The sequence below is a fragment of the Paraburkholderia sp. BL10I2N1 genome, assembly GCF_004361815.1.
GTDB lineage: Bacteria > Pseudomonadota > Gammaproteobacteria > Burkholderiales > Burkholderiaceae > Paraburkholderia.
This window is the reverse complement of sequence record NZ_SNWA01000002.1, coordinates 1-19,496: the sequence shown is the minus strand read 5'-3', so window position 1 is coordinate 19,496 and position 19,496 is coordinate 1. Positions and strand designations below refer to the sequence as shown.

The 19,496-nt window shown below is 63.6% G+C and carries 20 protein-coding genes and 1 pseudogene; 11 read left to right on the top strand and 10 right to left on the bottom strand.

Translation table 11 applies throughout. The features are described 5' to 3' along the window. Positions 1-197 precede the first annotated feature (197 nt). Positions 198-635: a carboxymuconolactone decarboxylase family protein gene (locus B0G77_RS21955; RefSeq protein WP_133664254.1), complete on the top strand. Its 438-nt coding sequence runs from the start codon at positions 198-200 to the stop codon at positions 633-635. Between the two features lie 145 nt (positions 636-780). On the opposite strand, the gene norR is transcribed toward B0G77_RS21955, so the two are convergent. Further along, positions 781-2,370 carry a nitric oxide reductase transcriptional regulator NorR gene (norR, locus tag B0G77_RS21950; protein WP_133664253.1) on the bottom strand — a complete coding sequence of 530 codons (1,590 nt, stop codon included), beginning with the start codon at positions 2,368-2,370 and terminating at the stop codon, positions 781-783. A 139-nt stretch (positions 2,371-2,509) separates the two neighbouring features. Between norR and hmpA the strand changes: the two genes are divergently transcribed. Further along, positions 2,510-3,691: an NO-inducible flavohemoprotein gene (hmpA, locus tag B0G77_RS21945; RefSeq protein ID WP_133664252.1), complete on the top strand. Its 1,182-nt coding sequence runs from the start codon at positions 2,510-2,512 to the stop codon at positions 3,689-3,691. Positions 3,692-3,811: 120 nt separating this feature from the next. Beyond that, positions 3,812-4,765: a LysR family transcriptional regulator gene (locus tag B0G77_RS21940; protein WP_133664251.1), complete on the top strand. Its 954-nt coding sequence runs from the start codon at positions 3,812-3,814 to the stop codon at positions 4,763-4,765. 151 nt (positions 4,766-4,916) lie between these two features. On the opposite strand, the gene B0G77_RS21935 is transcribed toward B0G77_RS21940, so the two are convergent. The 5 genes from B0G77_RS21935 to B0G77_RS21915 all read right to left on the bottom strand — a co-directional run bounded on the left by B0G77_RS21935 (position 4,917) and on the right by B0G77_RS21915 (position 10,325). Continuing rightward, complete coding sequence (locus tag B0G77_RS21935) at positions 4,917-6,398, bottom strand: MFS transporter (protein WP_133664250.1); 1,482 nt, start codon at positions 6,396-6,398, stop codon at positions 4,917-4,919. A gap of 149 nt (positions 6,399-6,547) precedes the next feature. Further along, positions 6,548-7,780: a CaiB/BaiF CoA-transferase family protein gene (locus B0G77_RS21930; RefSeq protein ID WP_133664249.1), complete on the bottom strand. Its 1,233-nt coding sequence runs from the start codon at positions 7,778-7,780 to the stop codon at positions 6,548-6,550. After that, complete coding sequence (locus B0G77_RS21925; protein ID WP_133664248.1) at positions 7,777-8,739, bottom strand: hydroxymethylglutaryl-CoA lyase; 963 nt, start codon at positions 8,737-8,739, stop codon at positions 7,777-7,779. Before B0G77_RS21925 ends, B0G77_RS21930 begins: the two co-directional genes overlap by 4 nt. 157 nt (positions 8,740-8,896) lie before the next feature. Further along, positions 8,897-9,829 (bottom strand): LysR family transcriptional regulator, encoded by a 933-nt coding sequence (locus B0G77_RS21920; RefSeq protein WP_133664247.1) that lies wholly within the window; start codon positions 9,827-9,829, stop codon positions 8,897-8,899. Positions 9,830-9,968: 139 nt separating this feature from the next. Further along, complete coding sequence (locus tag B0G77_RS21915) at positions 9,969-10,325, bottom strand: hypothetical protein (protein ID WP_243751157.1); 357 nt, start codon at positions 10,323-10,325, stop codon at positions 9,969-9,971. Between the two features lie 263 nt (positions 10,326-10,588). Here B0G77_RS21915 and B0G77_RS21910 point away from each other — a divergent pair, with 263 nt between their 5' ends. Beyond that, entirely contained in the window at positions 10,589-11,380 is a 792-nt protein-coding gene (locus B0G77_RS21910) for an SDR family oxidoreductase (protein WP_133664246.1), read from the top strand. A gap of 62 nt (positions 11,381-11,442) precedes the next feature. Further along, positions 11,443-11,742 (top strand): hypothetical protein, encoded by a 300-nt coding sequence (locus B0G77_RS21905; protein WP_133664245.1) that lies wholly within the window; start codon positions 11,443-11,445, stop codon positions 11,740-11,742. A 24-nt stretch (positions 11,743-11,766) separates the two neighbouring features. On the opposite strand, the gene B0G77_RS21900 is transcribed toward B0G77_RS21905, so the two are convergent. The 3 genes from B0G77_RS21900 to B0G77_RS21890 all read right to left on the bottom strand — a co-directional run bounded on the left by B0G77_RS21900 (position 11,767) and on the right by B0G77_RS21890 (position 14,237). Continuing rightward, positions 11,767-12,726, bottom strand: coding sequence for a GlxA family transcriptional regulator (locus B0G77_RS21900; protein ID WP_133664244.1), 960 nt, complete (start codon positions 12,724-12,726; stop codon positions 11,767-11,769). Between the two features lie 277 nt (positions 12,727-13,003). After that, a complete protein-coding gene (locus B0G77_RS21895) occupies positions 13,004-13,744 on the bottom strand; it encodes a hypothetical protein (protein ID WP_208116479.1) in 741 nt (246 codons plus the stop codon). Between the two features lie 127 nt (positions 13,745-13,871). Beyond that, complete coding sequence (locus B0G77_RS21890) at positions 13,872-14,237, bottom strand: hypothetical protein (RefSeq protein ID WP_133664243.1); 366 nt, start codon at positions 14,235-14,237, stop codon at positions 13,872-13,874. A gap of 127 nt (positions 14,238-14,364) precedes the next feature. Here B0G77_RS21890 and B0G77_RS21885 point away from each other — a divergent pair, with 127 nt between their 5' ends. Continuing rightward, complete coding sequence (locus B0G77_RS21885; RefSeq protein WP_133664242.1) at positions 14,365-15,039, top strand: HAD family hydrolase; 675 nt, start codon at positions 14,365-14,367, stop codon at positions 15,037-15,039. Between the two features lie 267 nt (positions 15,040-15,306). Continuing rightward, positions 15,307-15,684: a DUF2917 domain-containing protein gene (locus tag B0G77_RS21880; RefSeq protein ID WP_166656246.1), complete on the top strand. Its 378-nt coding sequence runs from the start codon at positions 15,307-15,309 to the stop codon at positions 15,682-15,684. A 30-nt stretch (positions 15,685-15,714) separates the two neighbouring features. On the opposite strand, the gene B0G77_RS21875 is transcribed toward B0G77_RS21880, so the two are convergent. Beyond that, positions 15,715-16,449, bottom strand: coding sequence for an amino acid racemase (locus B0G77_RS21875; RefSeq protein ID WP_133664240.1), 735 nt, complete (start codon positions 16,447-16,449; stop codon positions 15,715-15,717). A 195-nt stretch (positions 16,450-16,644) separates the two neighbouring features. Here B0G77_RS21875 and B0G77_RS21870 point away from each other — a divergent pair, with 195 nt between their 5' ends. The 4 genes and pseudogenes from B0G77_RS21870 to B0G77_RS21855 all read left to right on the top strand — a co-directional run. Beyond that, positions 16,645-17,316, top strand: coding sequence for a TetR/AcrR family transcriptional regulator (locus B0G77_RS21870; RefSeq protein ID WP_133666803.1), 672 nt, complete (start codon positions 16,645-16,647; stop codon positions 17,314-17,316). Beyond that, positions 17,313-18,278: an HlyD family efflux transporter periplasmic adaptor subunit gene (locus tag B0G77_RS21865; RefSeq protein WP_133664239.1), complete on the top strand. Its 966-nt coding sequence runs from the start codon at positions 17,313-17,315 to the stop codon at positions 18,276-18,278. The genes B0G77_RS21870 and B0G77_RS21865 overlap by 4 nt, the downstream gene beginning before the upstream one ends. After that, positions 18,275-19,264 carry an ABC transporter ATP-binding protein gene (locus B0G77_RS21860; protein WP_133664238.1) on the top strand — a complete coding sequence of 330 codons (990 nt, stop codon included), beginning with the start codon at positions 18,275-18,277 and terminating at the stop codon, positions 19,262-19,264. The genes B0G77_RS21865 and B0G77_RS21860 overlap by 4 nt, the downstream gene beginning before the upstream one ends. Continuing rightward, a pseudogene (locus B0G77_RS21855) lies at positions 19,261-19,496 on the top strand (ABC transporter permease); the annotation flags it as partial. The gene B0G77_RS21860 and the pseudogene B0G77_RS21855, both read left to right, overlap by 4 nt.

Here is a 19,496-nt window from a genome sequence, read left to right as displayed (position 1 = left end):
ATAGGCGACAGGTGGCGAAACAATCCGGCGTATTTTTTTCAGCCTGACAAATATGGAAGCGCTGCCGACGTTCTTCAGGCCCGTCACTGGTTACCTGAAAAAAGTCAAAACCGGTCATTTTGCTGAACCAGTGAATCGCCTAATCTTCCTCATGTCGCGTCGCCGCACGCACAACAACCCAAACCGAGGAATCCGTCATGCAATCCCGTCTCGACTTCTACAAAGCCAATCCGAACGCCATCAAGGCCCTCCTCGCGCTCGAAGAACGCATTGGGAAGTCCAGCCTCGAAAAGTCGCTGACCGAACTGGTCCGCCTGCGTGCATCGCAGATCAACGGCTGCGCGTTCTGCGTCGATATGCATACCACCGATGCACGAAAAGGCGGTGAAACCGAGCGTCGGCTTGCAACGGTCGTGGCCTGGCGCGAAACGCCATTCTTCACGGATCGCGAACGCGCGGCGCTCGAATGGACCGAAGCCGTCACGCTCGTGTCAGACGGGCACGTGTCCGACGCTGTCTGGGAAGTGGTGAAGCCGCACTTCAGCGAAGAGGAACTCGTCGACCTGACGCTGCTGGTCAATGCGATCAACAGCTGGAACCGCTTCGCGATCGCGTTCCGCAAGATGCCGGCCTGAGCGGAATGCGATCGTCGGCGATCACGATCCAGTGAAGGAGCCGATTCCGCAGTAACCCCGTGACGCAGCGCAGCGAGTGGGTGCACTCGCTGCCAGCGAGGCGGACGCACGTTTCGCCGCCGCGCCCCTGTCGTGCCGCCCCGTGTCACTTCAAGCCCAGCCGTCTTGCGAGCCGGTTGAGATTCGCGCGGTCCATACCCAGCTCGCGTGCGGTGGAAGCCCAGTTGCGTTCGTTACGCGCGAGCGCTTCGCTGATGAGCGTCCGTTCGAACGAAGCGACAGCCGTGCGGAAATCTTCACCGGGCTGCGCATGGCCATCGGCATCGGCGGCGTCCGACGTCATGGCTGCCCGCCCCGCTTCGGAAAGCGCAAGATCGGCCGCCGTCAGCGTCAGAATGCGCGGCCGCTCGCGATGACGCGCGAGCGCCTTCAGCGCGCTGCGCCCGATCAGATGTTCCAGTTCGCGCACATTGCCCGGCCACGTATAGCCGAGCAGCGCGGTCTGCGCGTCGCTGGAGAGGCGCAGACTCAGGAGACCTAGGCGTGAACGGTTTTCTTCGAGGAAATTGCCGGCGAGCAGCAGCACGTCGCGCCCGCGCTCACGCAACGGCGGTGACCACAGCGGATAGACGCTCAACCGATGATAGAAGTCGGCACGAAAGCGGCCTTCACGCACCTCTGCCGCCAGGTCACGGTTGGTCGCCGCAATCAGCCGCACGTCGACCTTGTGCTCGTGGTCCGAGCCGATGCGTTGCAACTGCCCGTTTTGCAGCACGCGCAGCAACTTGGCCTGCACGCCGAGCGACAGCTCACCGACTTCGTCGAGAAAGAGCGTGCCACCGTCGGCCAGTTCGAATTTGCCGCCCCGGTCTGTCGACGCCCCCGAAAACGCACCCTTCACGTGCCCGAACAGCTCGCTTTCGACGAGCGTATCCGGCAGCGCCGCGCAGTTCAGGCTGACCATCGGCTTGCCGGCGCGCGGCGAGAGCGCGTGAATGGCGTTTGCGACGAGCTCCTTGCCGACGCCGGTCTCGCCGGTGATCAGCACGGTTAGATCGCTGTTCGCGACGACGCGGATCTCGTCCATCAGACGTTTGTACGGTGCACTGCTGCCGATCATCTCGCGACGGCTCTGACTGCTCGCGAGCCGATACGCTTCCGCGCGCCGGCGTTCCTCCTCGGAGCTGCGCGCGAGCGTGTCAATGCGCTCGACGACGCTCACCGTCGCTGCCGCGAGACTCAAATAGGCCTGCAGCGACGGCAGATCGATCGAATCGAATTGCGCAGGATCGAGGGCGTCGAGCGTGATGAGTCCCCACAGCCGGTCATCGATATACAGCGGGCAGCCGAGGCAGTCGTGCACTTCGAGATTGCCTTCGACTCCCTGCACGAGGCCGTCATAGGGATCGGGCAAACCGGAATCGGCGGCGAACCGCGTCGGCTCACGCTGGTCGAGCAGTTGCGCGAAGCGCGGATGATCGTTCACGCGAAAGCGCCGCCCGAGCGTATCGCTGCTCAAGCCGTTGATGGCAAGCGGCACCAGCGTGTCGCCCTCGAGCCGCAGCAACGCGGCAGCGTCCCCAGGAAAGAGCGTGCGCAGGGTTTCAAGCAGACGCCGGTAGCGCTCCGTGTGCGGCAACTCCCGCGACAGGTCTTCGACGAGTGGAATCAACGCGTCCAGCACCGCATGGACAGTCAATGTGACTACATCGGTAGACTTTTCGACTCGGGTCATATTCACCACGTAAATTCAGATGCTACTGATTTTAAACGACTTTTAAGCTGGCACGGAACCTGTATATGGCAGTGTGAATCAGCGGAACCGGTTCTGCCGGTTTCCCTCTTCCACTCACGCATCATAAGGAACCACCGATATGCTGACCGCCGAACATCGCACCATCGTCAAGGCTACCGTGCCGCTTCTGGAAGGTGGCGGCGAAGCGCTGATCACACACTTCTACAAAATGATGCTCGACGAGAATCCGTCGGTCCGGCCGCTCTTCAACCAGGCCCACCAGGCGAGCGGCGCGCAGCCGCGCGCGCTTGCCAACGGTGTGCTGATGTACGCCCGTCATATCGACGAACTCGAACAGCTTGGCGGCCTCGTCTCGCAGATCATCAACAAGCACGTCGCCCTGCAGATTCTTCCCGAGCATTATCCGATCGTAGGTGGTTGCCTGCTGCGCGCCATCCGCGAAGTGCTCGGACCTGAGATCGCCACCGATGCCGTCATCGAAGCGTGGGCCGCGGCTTATCAGCAGCTCGCCGACCTGCTGATCGGTCTTGAAGAAAATGTCTACGCCGAAAAGGAACAGGCTCCCGGAGGATGGCGCGGCGCGCGTACCTTCCGCCTCGTGCGTAAGGTGCCCGAAAGCGAGGAAATCACGTCGTTCCATTTTCGACCGGTCGACGGCGGCGAAGTGCTCGAATTCCATCCGGGTCAATACATCGGGATGCGCGTGATCGTCAACGGTGAAGAACTGCGCCGCAACTACTCGCTTTCCGCTGCTGCGAACAGGCATGAATACCGCATCAGCGTGAAGCGCGAACCGGGCGGCAAGGTGTCGAACCATCTGCACGACCGTGTCCACGAGAACGACACGCTGGAACTGTTCGCACCGTCCGGCGATTTCAAGCTCGAACACAACGCCAAACCGCTGGTGCTGATCAGCGGCGGCGTGGGCATTACGCCGACTCTCGCCATGCTGCAAGCCGCGCTCGCCACGCAGCGCCCGGTGCACTTCATTCACTCCGCGCGCCACGGTGGCGTGCACGCGTTCCGCGAGTGGATCGACGGGCTGGCGGCACGTCATCCGCAACTGAAGCACTTCTATTGCTATGAGCATCAGCGCACCGGCGACGAACGAGCCCATGCGTACGGTCTGCTGGACGAGCAAAAGCTGGACGAATGGCTGCCGGAAACGCGTGATGTCGATGTCTACTTCCTCGGGCCGTTGGGCTTCATGAAGGCCATCAAGAAGCATCTGAAAGCGCTGGGTGTACCCGCGAAACAGAGCCGCTACGAATTCTTCGGGCCGGCCGCCGCACTCGAATAACTCGAATAACGCGTTTTATCCGCCGCACGCCAATCAGGATATTGCGGGTAGCGGCCTCACAGGGGCGCGCGGTTGAAGCTGCGCGCTCCTTCATTGTCTCTTCGTTTTTCGGCCTGAGTGATGGACCTTTTTCGTAACATGCGCCTCTTCGTGCGCGTGGCGGAAGACATGAGTTTCACGTCGGCTGCGCGCTCACTGACGATCAGCATAGGCGTCGCTTCGCGGTTGATCACCGAACTCGAACAGCATCTGCAGACGCGGCTTCTGCATAGAACGACGCGCCAGATCGCACTGACGCAGGCCGGCAAACGCTACCTCTCGCGCTGCCGCGCGATTCTCGCATCCATTGAAGAAGCCGAGGCAGAAGCCCGTGCGGTTCATCTTCAACCAGCCGGCAGGCTCAAGGTGCATGCGTCGCCCACCATCGGGCGGCACTATCTGGTGCCGGCAGTGAGGCACTATCAGCGCACCTATCCGCGTGTCCAGGTGGCGCTGACGCTGTCGGACGCATCGTCGGCCCTGCTCGAAGACGGATTCGACACCGCGATCGTCGCGCTGCCCGCGCTGCGCGATTCGTCGTTTGTCGGCGTCAATCTGGGGGAAACCTATAGCGTGCTGTGCGCCGCGCCAGGTTACGCGAAGCGGGATGTCAGTGTGGATGAGCCGGCCGATCTGGCGTCGCACGCTTTTGTGGGCTTCGGGCCCGCGCTCGCCGATGCCGTCGACATTGCGCTGATCGACCAGCACGGCGTGACCGTTGACATTCCCGTGCAGCCCGCGTTCTGCGTCAACACGGTGGAAGCGGTGGCGTCGGCGCTCGAACTCGGCATGGGCATCGGCGCGTTGCCGCTCCATGTCGCCGTCGATGCGATCAGTTCTGGACGTCTTGTGCGGTTTTTGCCGGATTACCACCTTCAACCGCTCACCGTCTACGCACTCTTCCCATCCAGGCAGTATCTGGACGCCAAGGTTCGCACCTGGCTGGACCACCTGAAGGCACATTTCCTCGAAGCCGCGCGCAGAGAGGCCGCAGTGCTGTCCGGTACGCGTAGGCTCACGGCGCTCCGCAGCTGAATCTCAAGTTTGAATTTGCCCGGATCGACCCGGCTCGGTTCAGTTCGACGATCCGGGGGCAGTCAGACGGCGGTAGAGGGCGCGCACGCCTGACAACGCGCATTCTCCATATTCCGCCATGACGAGCCACATGCCGCGCTCGCCATCGGCCTCACTTCGAAATATCTTCGAGTGCGATGTCGCGCGTGCGCGGGCCCAGCGTCGCTATCGCAAGGATCACGATCAACATGGCGCCGGAGATGAACACGAACACGCCGTTCACGCCGAAGTGCTTCAGGCAGGCCGCAATCAGAAACGCGGAGAACACGGCGGAAATGCGGCTCCATGAATACACGAAGCCCACTGCGCGCGCCCGGATGCTGGTCGGAAACAGTTCTGCCTGGTACGCGTGATAGCTGTACGAAATGATGTTGCCCGCAAGCACGAGACATACGCCGAGACTCACCAGCAACACGGCTTCGCGTGCCTGACTGAACAGCAAACCGCACACGACATTGATGGCCGCCATGCAGATGATCACTGTCTTGCGCTCGAATCTGTCCGCGATCAGGAGGCCGAGCAGCGGCCCGAGGGGAGCTGCAATCGCGATGATCGACGCATACATGAGGCTCGTCGTCACCGTAATGCCCTGCTTGATCAGCAGTGTTGGGATCCAGTTTGCGAAACCGTAGTAGCCCATCGTCTGGAACACGTGGAAGATGATCAGCATCAGCGTGCGGCGGCGGTAAGGCGGGGCGAGCAGGTCGCGAAACTTCGCCTTCGAGCGGACCGGCTCGGGCATCGCAGGAGTCGGCAACGGGCGTCCATACTCCGCCTGCACGCGCGCTTCGAGCCGCTCCATGACCGCGTTGGCTTCGTCGATACGTCCTTTCTGCGCGAGCCAGCGCGGACTTTCCGGCAGACGCAGACGGATCCACCAGACGAACGCCGCGCCCACTACCCCCGTCATCACCACCCAGCGCCAGCCGTCGATGCCGAACGGCTTCTGCGGCACGAGCAGATACGACAGGAACGCGACGATCGGCACCGCCGTAAAGCCGACTGCCTGCGAGCACGCGGAAGCGCGGCCGCGGATGTGCTTCGGGACGAGTTCGGAAATGTATGTGCCGATCGTCACGATCTCGAGCCCCAGGCCGACCCCTGCGACGAAGCGCCAGAGGTTAAGGCCGAACGCGGTGTCCTGAAACGCCATGATCACGTTGGCGGCGGTGTACCAGAGCAGCGAATACGTGAACATCGCGCGCCGTCCGAAACGGTCGGCGAGAAACCCGCACGCTGCCGTGCCGACAAAGAGGCCCGCGAACAGCGCAGCGATGAAGCTCGCGATACCGCTCGTGCCGAACAGGCCGTGCGTCGTGGCGGTCAGAATGCCGCTGCGCACGAGCCCCGGCGCGATGTAGCCGGAGAACATAAGGTCGTACAGTTCGAAGAACAGCCCCAGGCTCAGCAGCATCACCAGCTTCCAGATCGCCGCCGTGGCCGGCAGCCGGTCAAGTCGCGCGGAGATGCCGGCAGCGCCCTGGGCGATACCGTATTCGCGCGCTGCATCGAGTGCGTCCTGATCGGCCGGGGCGGTGCCCGCATGTCCCGCCGCCGCACTCGACGTAACGATAATCTGGGGGGACGATCTCATCGTCTGTCTCCTTGATGTCCAGTCTGATGCCGGATAGGGTTGGGTGCTGCTGCGTCGCTGCGTTTCTGCCTTCTGCCGGTACGCTTGCTGGCGGGTTGCGGTCCCGATGGTTGAACAGTCACCGTGGTCCACACGCGTTCGCGAGCGGATCAGGCCGCTTTCTGAGGCGCGTCACCGCTGGCCAGCAGCGCGGCAATTTCCGCGTCGCCGTAGCCGATGCCGCGCAGCACGTCGCTTGTGTGCTCGCCGATCTTCGCAATCGGGCGACGCGGCTGCAGACGTTCGCCGTCCATCGAGATCGGCAGCAGCGGCATCGCGGTTTCGCTGCCGTCATCGAGCATCAGGGGCGCAAGACCGCCGCTTGCGATCAGATGTGGATCGGCAAAGAGATCCTCCGGGCGTGTGATCGAGGCGAACGGAATGTGATCGCGTTCGAACTGCGGCTCGAGCGCCGCGCCTTCCAGGCTGGCCAGCGTTTCGCCAAGCGTTTTCAGAAGCCACCCGCGCGCCAGCACCCGATCGTTATTGGTCGCAAGGCGCGCATCGGCGAGCAGGTCAGGACGGTCGAGGATCGCGCAAAGCGCGCGCCACTGCCCGTCGCCGGTGGCGGCGATGAACATCTGTTCGCCGCCCGCGAGCGTGAACACATCGTAGACCGCCCACGCGCTGATCCGCTCGGGCATCGGCGCAGCCGCCACGCCCGTCGCCGCAAACTGCTGCATATGCTGGGCGGACAGCAGCACGCAGTTTTCGAACAGCGCGCTCTGCACTGCCTTGCCCGTGCCGGTTGCATGGCGTTCATGCAACGCGGCCAGCACGCCGATCGCGCCGAACATGCCGCCCATGATGTCGTTGACCGAACTGCCCGCGCGCAATGGGCGGCCGACGGGCCCTGTCATATACGCAAGGCCCGCCATCATCTGCACGACCTCATCGAGGGCGAGCCGATGCTCGTAAGGCCCATTGAGAAAGCCCTTGTGCGAGACATAGATCAGCTTCGGATTGCGCTTGCGCAGCGTCTCGTAGTCGAGGCCAAGGCTCGCCATCCGGCCCGGCTTGAAATTCTCGACGAAGACATCGGCCGTATCAACGAGCTTATGCAGCGCATCGAGGCCAGCCTGCGAATCGAGGTCGAGCGCGATGCTCTTCTTGTTGCGATTGAAGGTGCGAAAAAAGCCTGCGCCGGTGCCGAGCAGCCGCCGTGTGCCATCGCCGCGCGGCGGCTCAACCTTGATGACTTCGGCGCCGAGGTCGCCGAGTATCATGCCGCACGTCGGCCCCATCACCATGTGCGAAAGCTCGATCACGCGAATGCCGTCGAGCGGCAGTCTCTGCGCGGCAACGCCAGTCGCGGCGGCTTGTGAAGGTACGGACGGGTTCATTGAGCCACCTCCTGTTCTGCGCGATGCGCCGCAGCGGAAAACTGTTTCGGAAGACCTGCACGGGCGATGTAGCCAAAGAGCGGCTCACCGGGTAAGGCGTCGGCCAGGACGCTGCGCGACGCGACGAGCTTTTCGATATCGATACCGGTGTCGTATCCCATGCTTTCGAGCATGAAGACCAGATCCTCGGTATTCACGTTGCCGGTCGCGCCGGGCGCATGCGGACAGCCGCCGAGGCCGGCGAGCGACGCATCGAATTCCCGGATGCCGTGCTGCAACGCGATCACCGTGTTGGCCAGCCCCAGGCCGCGCGTGTCGTGGAAATGCAGCGAACGGAGCTTGCTGCCAGCGATGCCCTGCACGAGCGCGATGATCTGTGCAACCTGACGCGGCGACGCTTCGCCGGTCGTGTCGCCGAGGGCGATCACGTCGGCGCCGGCTGCGAGCGAGGCCCGCGTGATGCTGGCGATGTCTGCGAGAGGCACCTCGCCTTGCAGCGTGCACCCGAATACCGTCGACAGCCCTGCCACCAGTTCCGGCTTGTTCGCACGCGGCGCAGCGTCGATCAGTGCACGCATTTCGGCAAAAGCATCGATCATTTCCGCGGGCGTCCTGCGCACGTTGGCGAGGCTGTGAGCGGTACTGACCGACACCGGCGCAATGATCCGACGCACACCGGCGTCGAGCGCGCGTTGTGCGCCCTTTACGTTCGGCACCAGCGCGGCCACGGTCAGGTCAGCGAAAGTCAGCGCATGCGCGATCACTTCGTCGGCATCGGCCATTTGCGGCAGCAGTTTCGGCGGCACGAACGACGCCACTTCCATATGACGCACGCCGGCTGCATAGGCGGCGTCGATCCAGCGCTTTTTCGCCGCGGTCGGCATGGTTTGCGCGATGCTTTGCAGGCCGTCGCGCATCCCGACTTCCGTCACGATCACGCGCTCATTGGGAGAATTCATCGTCTGGTCTCAGCTTGGGGGAGAACTGAGCGTGATGCTGCCGCGCCGTGAGCGCGCGGAAAAGACTAGTTTGACGATGCAGCCCATCGCCGGGCGCGATGGCTGGGGAGGCTGGCGGCGCGGGCCTGCAGCGCCGCACAGGGGAAACCCGTAAGGGCTATTGGGTAGGCGCTGTGGCGGGCGCACCGGCAGGCGTCTGCGCCGTTTTCAGCAGGTGATCGAGCAGACGGGCTGCTGGCACGGTCAGCGCGGCCCGGTCACGCACGCAGATCACGAAGCGCCGCTCGGCCCATGTTTCGCGCAATGGAATCACGGCAAGGCCGTACTGCTGCCGGATATGCGGAGCGACCGCCTCGCCAGGCAGGATCGACACCGCGAGGCCCGCCTGCACGAAGCGGCAGGCTGCATCGAAGGTGGACACGTAGCTGCGGTATTGCAGCTCACGTCCCTTTTCGGCCGCGATGCGCTGCATCAACGCGTTGACCGACGCATTCGACGCCAGACCGAGGTGATCGAAAGCAAGGGTCTGCTCGAAGCTGATCTCCGCTTCTGCAGCGAACGGATGATCGTTTGGCACGACGAGCGCCAGGTGATCGGAGCGGTAGGGCAAGACGTCAAGTTCGCCGGTCGGGACGACATCGCGGCAGATGCCGATATCCGCGACGCCCTCTTCCAGTCCGCGCACGATATCGACGCTGACGCGCTCTTCGACGTCGACGCGGATCTGCGGATTGGCGTTCAGAAACACGGACAATGCCTCCGGCAAAAACTCCACCATCGACGACACGTTCGCCAGCACGCGCACATGCCCGCTGGCACCTGCCGCGTATTCGCCGAGTTCGGCCTGCAGGCGCTCGTAGCTACGCAGAACGATCCGCGCATGCTTGAGAAACGCGATGCCCGCCGCCGTAGCGCGCACGCCGCGCTGACCGCGCGACAGGAGCGCAACGTCCACCAGCGCCTCGAGGTCGGCGAGCCGTTTGCTGACGGCTGAGGGCGCGATGAACTCGCGCTCGGCCGCGCGCGCGATCGTGCCTTCCTCGCACACGGCGATGAAGAGCCGCAATGTTGTCTGATCGATTTGCCACATCGGTGAAGCGTCTCCTGAAGGCTCGAATCTAGCACGAGCCGTCCGGCGCGCTACCCAGAGCGTCGCATCGTGCGAGGGGGAAGACGGAGAATTCTGGCGGAATACTGCAAGGCAACCTGCGCGGCAACGCGGAACAGGCTCAAACCAACTGGCTAACGGCGTGCCGCGACTGTCCATCACGCACCCGCAGGACGTGCCCATCTGGGGCGATCTTGCGTGGAATATCCGTGTTCGGATCGAGCGGGCGGACCTTCACAGGCGCCGACGCGGGAGGCGTCGCCCGCACGGTGTTGGCGGCGGCCGGATCGGTGACCTTCTTCGCGATGGTCTGTGGCGATTTTCTTGCGGCGACCTTGTGGCCGGTCTTCTTCTGCGCCCCAGGCCGTGCCGGCACCGTGCGCGCTTCAGGCGGGTTCCAGACCTCGACGTAGCGCTCCCCCGCGAACGCACTGGACGCCAGGCTCAACAACGCTATGGGAAGAATCAAAGGGTGCACGACATGTCTCCAGCGGGGCCGGCCGCGGCAGTCAGATGGCCGAACCGGATGCAGTCTCGCGATACTGTACATTCATACAGGATTTTGCGCAAACGTTGCAATAAAGAGGGTGTATCGGCTACGCCACGCCCGCTCACGTCCCATGCAGCCCGTTTTTTCATGGGCGCGGGCCGCCCCCATCGGCCGGAAAATCGGTGCAGAATCGGGTGTCACGTCGGGGACGGAACGCAAACCGACCCGCCAATCAATCAGGAGACAAACCGATGGACCTGAAACTGCGCGGCAAGGTCGCCGTCCTGACGGGCGCGAGTGTCGGCATCGGACTCGCGGTGGCGGAGGCGTTCGCGGCGGAAGGCGTGAACCTCGTGCTGGCCGCACGCCAGCACGACCGACTGGCCGCGGCCGCGAACCAGATCACGGCGAGCTACGGCGTGCAGGCGATCCCTGTTGCGTGCGATGTCGCGACAGTCACAGGGGTCGACGAACTGGTGCACGCGACAACCCAGGCCTTCGGCGGTGCGGACATCCTGTTCAACAATGCCGGCACCGGCAGCAACGAAACCATCATGGACGCGCCCGATGAAAAATGGCAGGCGTACTGGGACCTGCATGTGATGGCGGCGGTGCGGCTCGCGCGTGGCCTCGTGCCATCGATGAAGCAGCGCGGCGGCGGCGCGATCCTGCATAACGCGTCGATCTGCGCAGTGCAGCCGCTCGGTTACGAGCCGATCTACAACGTGACCAAAGCTGCGCTGATGATGTTCTCGAAGAACCTCGCGAACGAACTCATCAAGGACAACATCCGCGTCAACACGATCAATCCGGGTCTGGTGCTCACGCCCGACTGGATCAAGACCGCAAGGCAACTGACGCAGGATTCCGGGGGCGACTGGGAGGCCCACCTGCAGCAGGTCGCCGATCAGCACGCGCCCATCAAACGCTTTGCGAGCCCGGCAGAACTGGCCGATTTCATCGTTTTCCTGTGCTCTGAACGGGCCTCATACAGCGTCGGCGCGACCTATTTCGTCGACGGCGGGATGCTGAAGACGGTGTGAGGCGCAGTATTGCGCACGACGCAGAATCGTCGAACAGCGTAGCTCCCAAAAGGAGGTGAAGCATGCCGAGCCCAACCGGATCGGTCGTGGCGATCAGTTCGGCCGCATCGACTGTGTTTTCGATCGGTATTGTCTTTCTCGGTTACTGGGGCGTCCACGAGGGTACCCGCTGGTCCGCCGTTGACATCTTTATCGCCACGATCGCGCTGCTGGGTTTTGTGTGCCTCGGCCTCGTACCGTGGATGGCCACCAGTTCCGTGGAGCCCGACACCGGTGACGCAAGGATCAGGGTCGCCCGCCGCCTGTTTTTGGCGGGAGTCAGCGCAATCTGGCTGGCCGTCGCGACGTCGATCGTGCTTTGAGCCGGAGCGAAGGCGCGAAGCGGTTCAACCCGAGCGGAACCGCTCGCGATACTGCATTGGCGTTACGCCAAGACGGCGCGCGAACACGATCCGCATGCGATCGGCCGTGCCGAATCCACATTCCCAGGCGACTGTCTTGAGCGGCGCAGCGCTGCTTTCAAGCTGTTTGCGCGCGGCGTCCACCCTCGCCCGCTCGACGAATTCATGCGGTGCGATGCCGGCCTGCTGCACGAATACCCGCGCGAAGGTGCGCTCGCTCATGCCGGCAACGTCCGCCAGTTCCTTCACCGTGAAGCTGTCGCGTATGTGCTGCATCACGTGCGCCTGGACCCTTGCGATCGGCGACGTTTCGTCTGCCGGGGCAGTGAGGTATGGGCTGAACTGCGACTGGCCGCCCTGCCGCTGTGCGAACACGACCAGCCGCTTCGCTACCGCGAGCGCAATCTGCGGACCCTGATCTTCGGCGACGAGCGCGAGCGACAGGTCGATGCCCGCCGTCACGCCAGCCGATGTCACCAGCCGTTCGTCGCGCAGATAGATTCGGTCGAAATCGACGCGCGCCTGTGGAAACTGCTCCGCGAGTTGCTGCGCGTGCTGCCAGTGGGTCGTGACCTGGCGTCCGTCGAGCAGCCCGGCATGGCCAAGCGCGAACGCGCCCGTGCAGATCGAGCCGTAGCGCTCGCAACGTGACGCCACGTTGGCCAGCCAGTCGACGAGCCGCGCGTCGGGCGCACCGTCGGGCAACGACGGTCCGCCCGCCACGAGTGCAAGATCGAAACCGGCGTGAGCATGATCGAACGTGTCGTCGGCGGCAATCGACATGCCGTTCGATGCGCGTACCGCCCCCTCCTCTGCACCCACCAGCGTCACGCGATAGCGGCGCTCCGGTGCAACGAACTGATTGGCCTCGGCGAAGACATCGACGGGGCCTGCCACATCGAGCGCCTGCACGCCAGGAAAGATCGCAATCGCGACGGTATGCATCGACCAGCCTCTTTGAAAACGTATTCTGTTTGCGACATGGGCTGCCTGCCGGACAGGCACTCACCGCCCATGAACGGCCGCCTGCTCGCGCCGCGCGGCAAGAAAGATGAAAGTGAACACATTACACCCGCCCGACCTGCCCGCCCCTCACAATCGGCGCGCGCACGACAGCGCCGCGCGTGGCCCTATCAGCCACGCGCGGCTTCTTTACTACGGTGCCGATCCCGATGACCTCGTGCGTGTCACGAACGATCGTTGGCGGGCGCGAGGGACGTGTTCAGCGTGCGACGGGCCGGCGCAGACCGGTCGTTGTTGTGCGCTCCGTGTAAGTGGTCGTCGTGACGGGCACGGACTCCTGCCCGGCCACTTCCGCTTCCTCGACCCGCGGTTGATGCCGGAAGCCGAGCTGCCCCGCCGCGCTCGCGATGATGGCGCCGAGCACCAGTAACGCGAACGACCACCACGTTGCGCGCGCAACCTGTTTTGCAGCCGAATCCGCGGTTTCGCGCATCTGCGTGTCTGCCTGCGGCGACTGCGGCGCAGTGGCCGAAGGAAGGTTGATACCGTGCTGCTGCAGCGTCTGTTTCGCCGAATCGATCAGCGAGTTGGCTGCATTGCCGACGCTGCTATTGCTGGCTGCGGTCGTTGCAGATGCCGCGACATTGCTCACCATGCTGACCGTGTTGCCGACGACAGCGCTGGCCAGATAGCCGATGAAGAGCACCACCACTGCCCACGCAAGCACGCCGTGCAGCCAGCCGAGCACGGGCGCGCACCGGCCCGCGAAGTAGGAACCGGTGAGCACGGCCGCAACCGTCATGAATACCATCCAGATGCCGGTGCCGAACGCGAAGCCGTGCGTCGGGTCCTGATACTGAAGCGGCGCGAGCGCCGATGCGCCGATCGCCGCACCCAGCACGCCTAACACCAGAAACACAACCAGCGAAAGAATGATGCCGGCGAACACTGCGCCCCAGGAGATACGGGGAAGCCGGTCGTGTGTAACAAGAGTTGTCATGGTTGCCTCACTACAGTGAAAATCGTGATCCCGTCACGACATGAACGCGGGCGCTGTATCGGGCACCCGAGCGCGTTTGATCATTCGTAGAGCACTGGAACACGACCGGCGGTTTGCCAGGCAAGGGTTATCCGCCGGTCGCCATCGCGTGCATCAGTGGAAAATCAGATACAGCAACACCAGCACAATCAGAGGGACACCAAGGAACCATCCAAGGATGTACGGCATGATCACTCCTCCATCTTGGGTTTATTTCGATATGCTTGTCGGTCGTCGCGAACCAAGCCCATGACGAGGTTTGAGCAATATGCGTGCCGCGCGTGTAAAGCCCTTGTGGCGCATGGATCTCGCCGTTGTGAAGAAGAACGATGTGCTGCCGCGACCGCCGGGAATATCGCTGCGACACGTCGCTTTTACGTGTCATGGGCAAAACTTCCATTGCGGCGATGCCAAGGCACTTTGCCCATTCCGGCCCCGCGAGACCGTTTGTCAATTGAACCGCATCCTCAAGAACAGGCAGGGTTGCCGTGCCGCACGGTTCAATCGATACTCACCCCTGACAGCCGTCATCCCCTCGCCACGAGGCCTTGCCTCGACGTCCCCCTACGCCGGAGAACATCATGCGAATCGAAACAGCCTTCCTGTTCGACCTCGACGGTACGCTCGTAGACAGCGTGTATCAGCACGTGCTCGCGTGGAAGGAAGCGCTGGACGCGGAAGGCATTGAACTGTCGGTATGGCGCATCCATCGCAAGATCGGCATGAGTGGTGGCCTGTTCACAAACCAGTTGCTGCGTGAAACCGGCGGCGATATCAGCCAGGAGCGCGTCGAGCGGCTGCGTCGCATACACGCCGAAGCCTATAAGCGGCTGCGGGCGCAGGTCTGCCCACTCCCAGGTTCCCGCGAACTGCTCGCCGCACTGACGCAGGCGGGGACACGCTGGGCAATCGCCACGAGCGGCCGGATGGAAACAGCGGCAGTGAACCTCGAAGCGCTCGGCGTCGATCCCGCCACGGCAGTCGTCGTCACGCGCGACGACGTCAAGTATGCGAAGCCCGATCCCGATCTGTTCATTGCGGCAGCGGAGCGGCTCGGCGTGCCGATCGACCATTCGGTCGTGGTCGGCGACAGCATCTGGGACATGCTTGCCGCACGCCGTTGCCGGGCGCTCGGCGTCGGTCTGCTATCGGGCGGCTACGGTCTCGAGGAGCTCGAGCGCTCCGGCGCGTTGCGCGTGTACGAAGATCCGAAAGACCTGCTGGTCCATCTCGACGAAGTCGCTGCACGTCCCTGACAGACCACAGGCAGCGCAGTTACCACACATCGTTTCAACAAATTCTTGACAAGCGTTGCGCCTCCGATGACACTCATCGACATGCAAACGTTCCTGTGTATCGCCAACGCGATTAACCACCCAATGAACGCCATCTCAGGCGGGTCATGGGCAGGACGCGTGCGCTAGTTTCACCGATACACGCAGATTCCCAAGGCCCCGCCGGAAACGACGGGGCCTTTTTCTTTGCATGCGTCCCCGTTGTGCCGGCATCAGACGGAGACGATGATGGACGAGAGCAGTCAGCGCGAGCGCAGATGGTTGAGCGGTTCACTACGCGCGGAAGATCAGCAGGAACAGCAACGCCGCTATGTCGTGCAGTTTGCGATCGTCGCGGGCGAGACGGTGTCGTTGAAGATAAGCCGCGATATAGTCGTATCAGTGGCCAGCGCGCGCCTGTGGGTGACACGCGCCGGAGACGAATGGGACTACTGGCTAAAACCTGGCGAAACGCTGGCGCTTGCGCGCGGCGAGCGCGTGTGGGTGACCGGCGACACGGACCCTGACGCAGCAACCGTCGCGGACACCGAAGTGACGATCACGACGTACCTCACCCGGCGTCGCGCGCGATGGAAATGGATACGCCAGCCGGCGTTCGCGCTATAGATGCGCGCACAACGGAGGCCCGCCGCAGCGTCACGCGTGCGAGAGCCTGCTGCCGTCTGCTTCCTGTTGCGGCAGGTTCCACCCGCGCTCCACCGCGAACGCCACCGTTGCGCGCGCAAGTTCGAGTGAGCTGTCGATCAACGTGACCGACGGCGCGGATAGCTGCCGCGCCGCGAGCGGTATTTCCGTGCAGCCCATGACTGCCACGCGCACGCCCTGCGCGATCAGCACGGCGAGTGCGGCGGAAAGCTGCACGGCGCCCTCATCCAGATCGCCCGCTTTCGAGGCGCGAATGCACGCGTCGATGCGCACCTGCGCCATTTCGTCCGGCAATATGGGTTCGATGTCGCGGGCTGCAAGCGTCGTTTGATAGAGGCCGGATGCGAGCGTGCCGCGGGTGGCCAGGACGGCGACGCGCCGCACGGCGGTCGGGATGGCCGCTATGCTCGCCTCGGCGATGCTCAGCAGCGGAGCCGTGCTGTGCGCCCTCAGCTGCTCGTACCAGTGATGCGCCGAATTGCACGGAATCACGATCAACCCGACGTCGTTGCGGTTCAAAAGATCGATGCCGGCCAGCATGGCCGGCAGCGGATCGCTTGCGCCATCGAGAATGGCAAGCGAACGATCCGGGATATGCGGCAGGTTCGCGACCAGCATCGGCAGATGCTCCTGGTCGCGCGTGGCGGGTGTGAGGCGCACGACCTTGTCCATGAAATCGACTGTTGCGAGCGGCCCCATCCCGCCAAGGACTCCGATCAAAGCCATCTTTGGGCTCCTTTTTCTTCAACGTAGCGTGCCGGTTGCCGGCATGGCTGGCGCACCGCGCAGTCACGGGGACAACCTGCGCAGCATAGCTGCAGATCCGGGCATTTGCCAGGAAAAACCATGATGCAACAAGGACTTGAAACTAACTAACTCATCAATTAGCATCTGGACATGTCTGCCTCCGTCCGCTCCACGATGGGTCGCCGCCCTCGCCCGCCCGCCTTCGACGCCCGCGAACATCTGCTCGATGTTGCGATCGCGCTCTTTGCCGAACGCGGCATCGCCAACACCAGAGTGGCGCAGATCGCCGCGGCCAGTGGCGTGACGTCCGCGATGGTGCACTACTGGTTCCAGACGCGCGAAAAGCTGCTCGATGCCGTCGTCGAAGAAAGGCTGGCGGTTGTCTTTGGTGCGATCTGGGCCCCTGTCGACACGGAACACGGCGGGCCGCTCGCACTCACGCAAGGCATAGTGCAGCGCATGTTCGATGTCACTGAAAAGATGCCGTGGTTGCCGTCGCTATGGCTGCGCGAAATCATCAACGAAGGCGGCCTCTTGCGCGAGCGGGCATTCCGCCATATCCCCATGGAGAAAGTCGCGGCATTCGCGCAGAACATTGCGCGCGGCCGCGCGTCGGGCGAACTGAATTCACAGCTGGAACCGCTGCTGGTGTTCAACTCCATTCTTGCGCTGGTCATGCTGCCGCAGGCGACCGGCAAGATCTGGCAGCGCGTGAACCCGGGCACCTCGTTCGACCGCGCGACACTCGAGCGTCATGCCGTGGCGTTGCTGATGCATGGCATGAGCGGCGAGAGCGCCAAGGCCACGACCGGGCCGGCACGCCGAGCCAGGAGGAAGACATCATGATCGTGTCGCCGCAGATTCTCCGTGTCGCTATCGCGCTCGCGATCGGCATCGCGTGTGCAGGTTGCTCGAAAGAAGCACCCGGAACGTGGCAAGGCTATGTCGAAGGCGAGTTCGTGTATCTCGCATCGTCGCAGGCGGGACAGCTGACACTGCTTTCGGTATCGCGCGGACAGACGGTCGCCAACAATGCGCCGCTGTTCACGCTCGAAGCACAGAACGAAACCGAGGCTGTCGCTCAGGCACGCGAGCAGTTGCACGCGGCCCGCTCGCAGCTCGCCGACCTCAACACCGGCAAGCGGCCTCCGGAAGTCGACGTCACCGAGGCGCAGCTCGTGCAGGCACAGGCCGACGCGGCACGCGCCGCGACGCAGTATCAGCGCGACGAACTGCAGTTGCGCGCGGGAGGTATCGCGCAAAGCCAGCTCGACGATTCCCGCGCCACGGCCCTTTCCACCGCCGCGCACGTGCGCGAATTGAAGAGCCAGGTGTCCGTCGCGCACCTGCCGGGCCGTATCGAACAGATCCGCGCGCAGAGCGCCCAGGTCGAGGCCGCCCAGGCGGCACTCGCGCAGGCGCAATGGAAGCTCGACCAGAAGAGCCTGCGCGCCCCGCATGGCGGTCTCGTGTTCGACACCATGTATCGCAGCGGCGAATGGGTGCCGGCCGGCAGTCCGGTGGTGCGAATGCTGCCGCCGGCCAACGTCAAGGTCCGCTTCTTCGTGCCCCAGGCAGTGGTTGGGTCGCTTGCGCCGGGCAGGCACGTGCTCATCCATTGCGACGGCTGCGCGGCGGAAGTGCCGGCGGTACTCAGCTTCATCTCGGACCAGGCGGAGTACACGCCGCCCGTCATCTACAGCAACGAGAGTCGCGCCAAGCTGGTGTTCATGGTCGAGGCGCGGCCCCAGGTGGCCGATGCGCCGAAGCTTCGTCCGGGTCAGCCCGTTGTGGTGAGGCTGCAATGAGCGCCGCCGATAGCGTCACCGGTTCTGCCGGGCCCAACGGTTACAGCCATGCAATCGACGTCAAGGGGCTCAACAAGCACTTCGGCGCAAAGCATGTCGTCAACAATGTGTCATTACGCGTGCAGCGCGGAGAAATCTTCGGCTTCCTTGGACCGAACGGCAGCGGCAAGACCACCTGCATCCGCATGATGTGCGGCCTCCTGACGCCCGATTCCGGCAGCGGCACGTGTCTCGGCTATGACATCGTGCGCGAGAGCGCACAGATCAAGCGGCGTGTCGGCTACATGACGCAGCGCTTTTCCTACTGGGAGGACCTGACGATCCGCGAGAATCTCGATTTCGTCGCGCGTATGTACGAGATGAAAAATCGCCGCGAGGCGGTCGACCGCGCGCTCGAGCAGCTTGGTCTCGCGGGCCGCGCGCAGCAACTGGCCGGCGCGCTATCGGGCGGCTGGAAGCAGCGGCTCGCGCTCGCGGCGTGCATGCTGCACGAGCCGGAACTTCTGCTGCTCGACGAACCGACCGCCGGCGTCGACCCCAGCGCGCGGCGCGACTTCTGGGAAGAACTGCATCGCCTCGCGGCGCGCGGCATTTCAGTGCTCGTCAGCACCCACTACATGGACGAGGCGGAACGCTGCCACAAGCTCGCCTATATCGCTTACGGCAAGCTGCTCGCGCAAGGCACCTCGAAAGAAGTTATCGAATCGCAGGCACTTGCCACGTGGGCCGTGTACGGCGACAACCTCGTTGAACTCGGAGAGCGCCTGCGTCAATCGCCGGGCGTCGAGCAGACTGTCGCGTTCGGCTCGTCGCTGCACGTCAGCGGCCCGGACAGGCCTGAACTGCACACGACGCTCGAACAGCTCGCCGCATCCGATTCGAACTTGCGTATCGAAAGGCAGGAGACGGGCCTCGAAGACGTGTTCATCTATATGATGAGCCGTTCGACCGACAACTACACAGCGTCGGCGGGTAAAGAGACATGAAGACTCCTCGCCGCTTTTTGCGCTTTTCACTGACGCGCTGGTGGAGCATCGTACGCAAGGAGTTCCTGCAACTCAGGCGCGACCGCATCACGTTCGCGATGATAATCGCCTTGCCGATCATGCAGATGGCGTTGTTCGGCTTCGCGATCAACACCGATCCGAAGCATTTGCCGACCGCCGTGATTGCCGCCGATCACAGCGAATTCACGCGCAGCTTTGTGGCGGCGATGCG

Excerpts from the sequence above, each read along its gene's own strand:
- B0G77_RS21895 (WP_208116479.1), bottom strand. The coding sequence starts at position 13,744 with ATGACAACTCTTGTTACACACGACCGGCTTCCCCGTATCTCCTGGGGC.
- hmpA (WP_133664252.1), top strand. The coding sequence starts at position 2,510 with ATGCTGACCGCCGAACATCGCACCATCGTCAAGGCTACCGTGCCGCTT.
- B0G77_RS21930 (WP_133664249.1), bottom strand. The coding sequence starts at position 7,780 with ATGAACCCGTCCGTACCTTCACAAGCCGCCGCGACTGGCGTTGCCGCG.
- B0G77_RS21885 (WP_133664242.1), top strand. The coding sequence starts at position 14,365 with ATGCGAATCGAAACAGCCTTCCTGTTCGACCTCGACGGTACGCTCGTA.
- B0G77_RS21880 (WP_166656246.1), top strand. The coding sequence starts at position 15,307 with ATGGACGAGAGCAGTCAGCGCGAGCGCAGATGGTTGAGCGGTTCACTA.
- norR (WP_133664253.1), bottom strand. The coding sequence starts at position 2,370 with ATGACCCGAGTCGAAAAGTCTACCGATGTAGTCACATTGACTGTCCAT.
- B0G77_RS21860 (WP_133664238.1), top strand. The coding sequence starts at position 18,275 with ATGAGCGCCGCCGATAGCGTCACCGGTTCTGCCGGGCCCAACGGTTAC.
- B0G77_RS21955 (WP_133664254.1), top strand. The coding sequence starts at position 198 with ATGCAATCCCGTCTCGACTTCTACAAAGCCAATCCGAACGCCATCAAG.
- B0G77_RS21935 (WP_133664250.1), bottom strand. The coding sequence starts at position 6,398 with ATGAGATCGTCCCCCCAGATTATCGTTACGTCGAGTGCGGCGGCGGGA.
- B0G77_RS21910 (WP_133664246.1), top strand. The coding sequence starts at position 10,589 with ATGGACCTGAAACTGCGCGGCAAGGTCGCCGTCCTGACGGGCGCGAGT.
- B0G77_RS21905 (WP_133664245.1), top strand. The coding sequence starts at position 11,443 with ATGCCGAGCCCAACCGGATCGGTCGTGGCGATCAGTTCGGCCGCATCG.
- B0G77_RS21920 (WP_133664247.1), bottom strand. The coding sequence starts at position 9,829 with ATGTGGCAAATCGATCAGACAACATTGCGGCTCTTCATCGCCGTGTGC.
- B0G77_RS21865 (WP_133664239.1), top strand. The coding sequence starts at position 17,313 with ATGATCGTGTCGCCGCAGATTCTCCGTGTCGCTATCGCGCTCGCGATC.
- B0G77_RS21870 (WP_133666803.1), top strand. The coding sequence starts at position 16,645 with ATGGGTCGCCGCCCTCGCCCGCCCGCCTTCGACGCCCGCGAACATCTG.
- B0G77_RS21925 (WP_133664248.1), bottom strand. The coding sequence starts at position 8,739 with ATGAATTCTCCCAATGAGCGCGTGATCGTGACGGAAGTCGGGATGCGC.
- B0G77_RS21900 (WP_133664244.1), bottom strand. The coding sequence starts at position 12,726 with ATGCATACCGTCGCGATTGCGATCTTTCCTGGCGTGCAGGCGCTCGAT.
- B0G77_RS21875 (WP_133664240.1), bottom strand. The coding sequence starts at position 16,449 with ATGGCTTTGATCGGAGTCCTTGGCGGGATGGGGCCGCTCGCAACAGTC.
- B0G77_RS21940 (WP_133664251.1), top strand. The coding sequence starts at position 3,812 with ATGGACCTTTTTCGTAACATGCGCCTCTTCGTGCGCGTGGCGGAAGAC.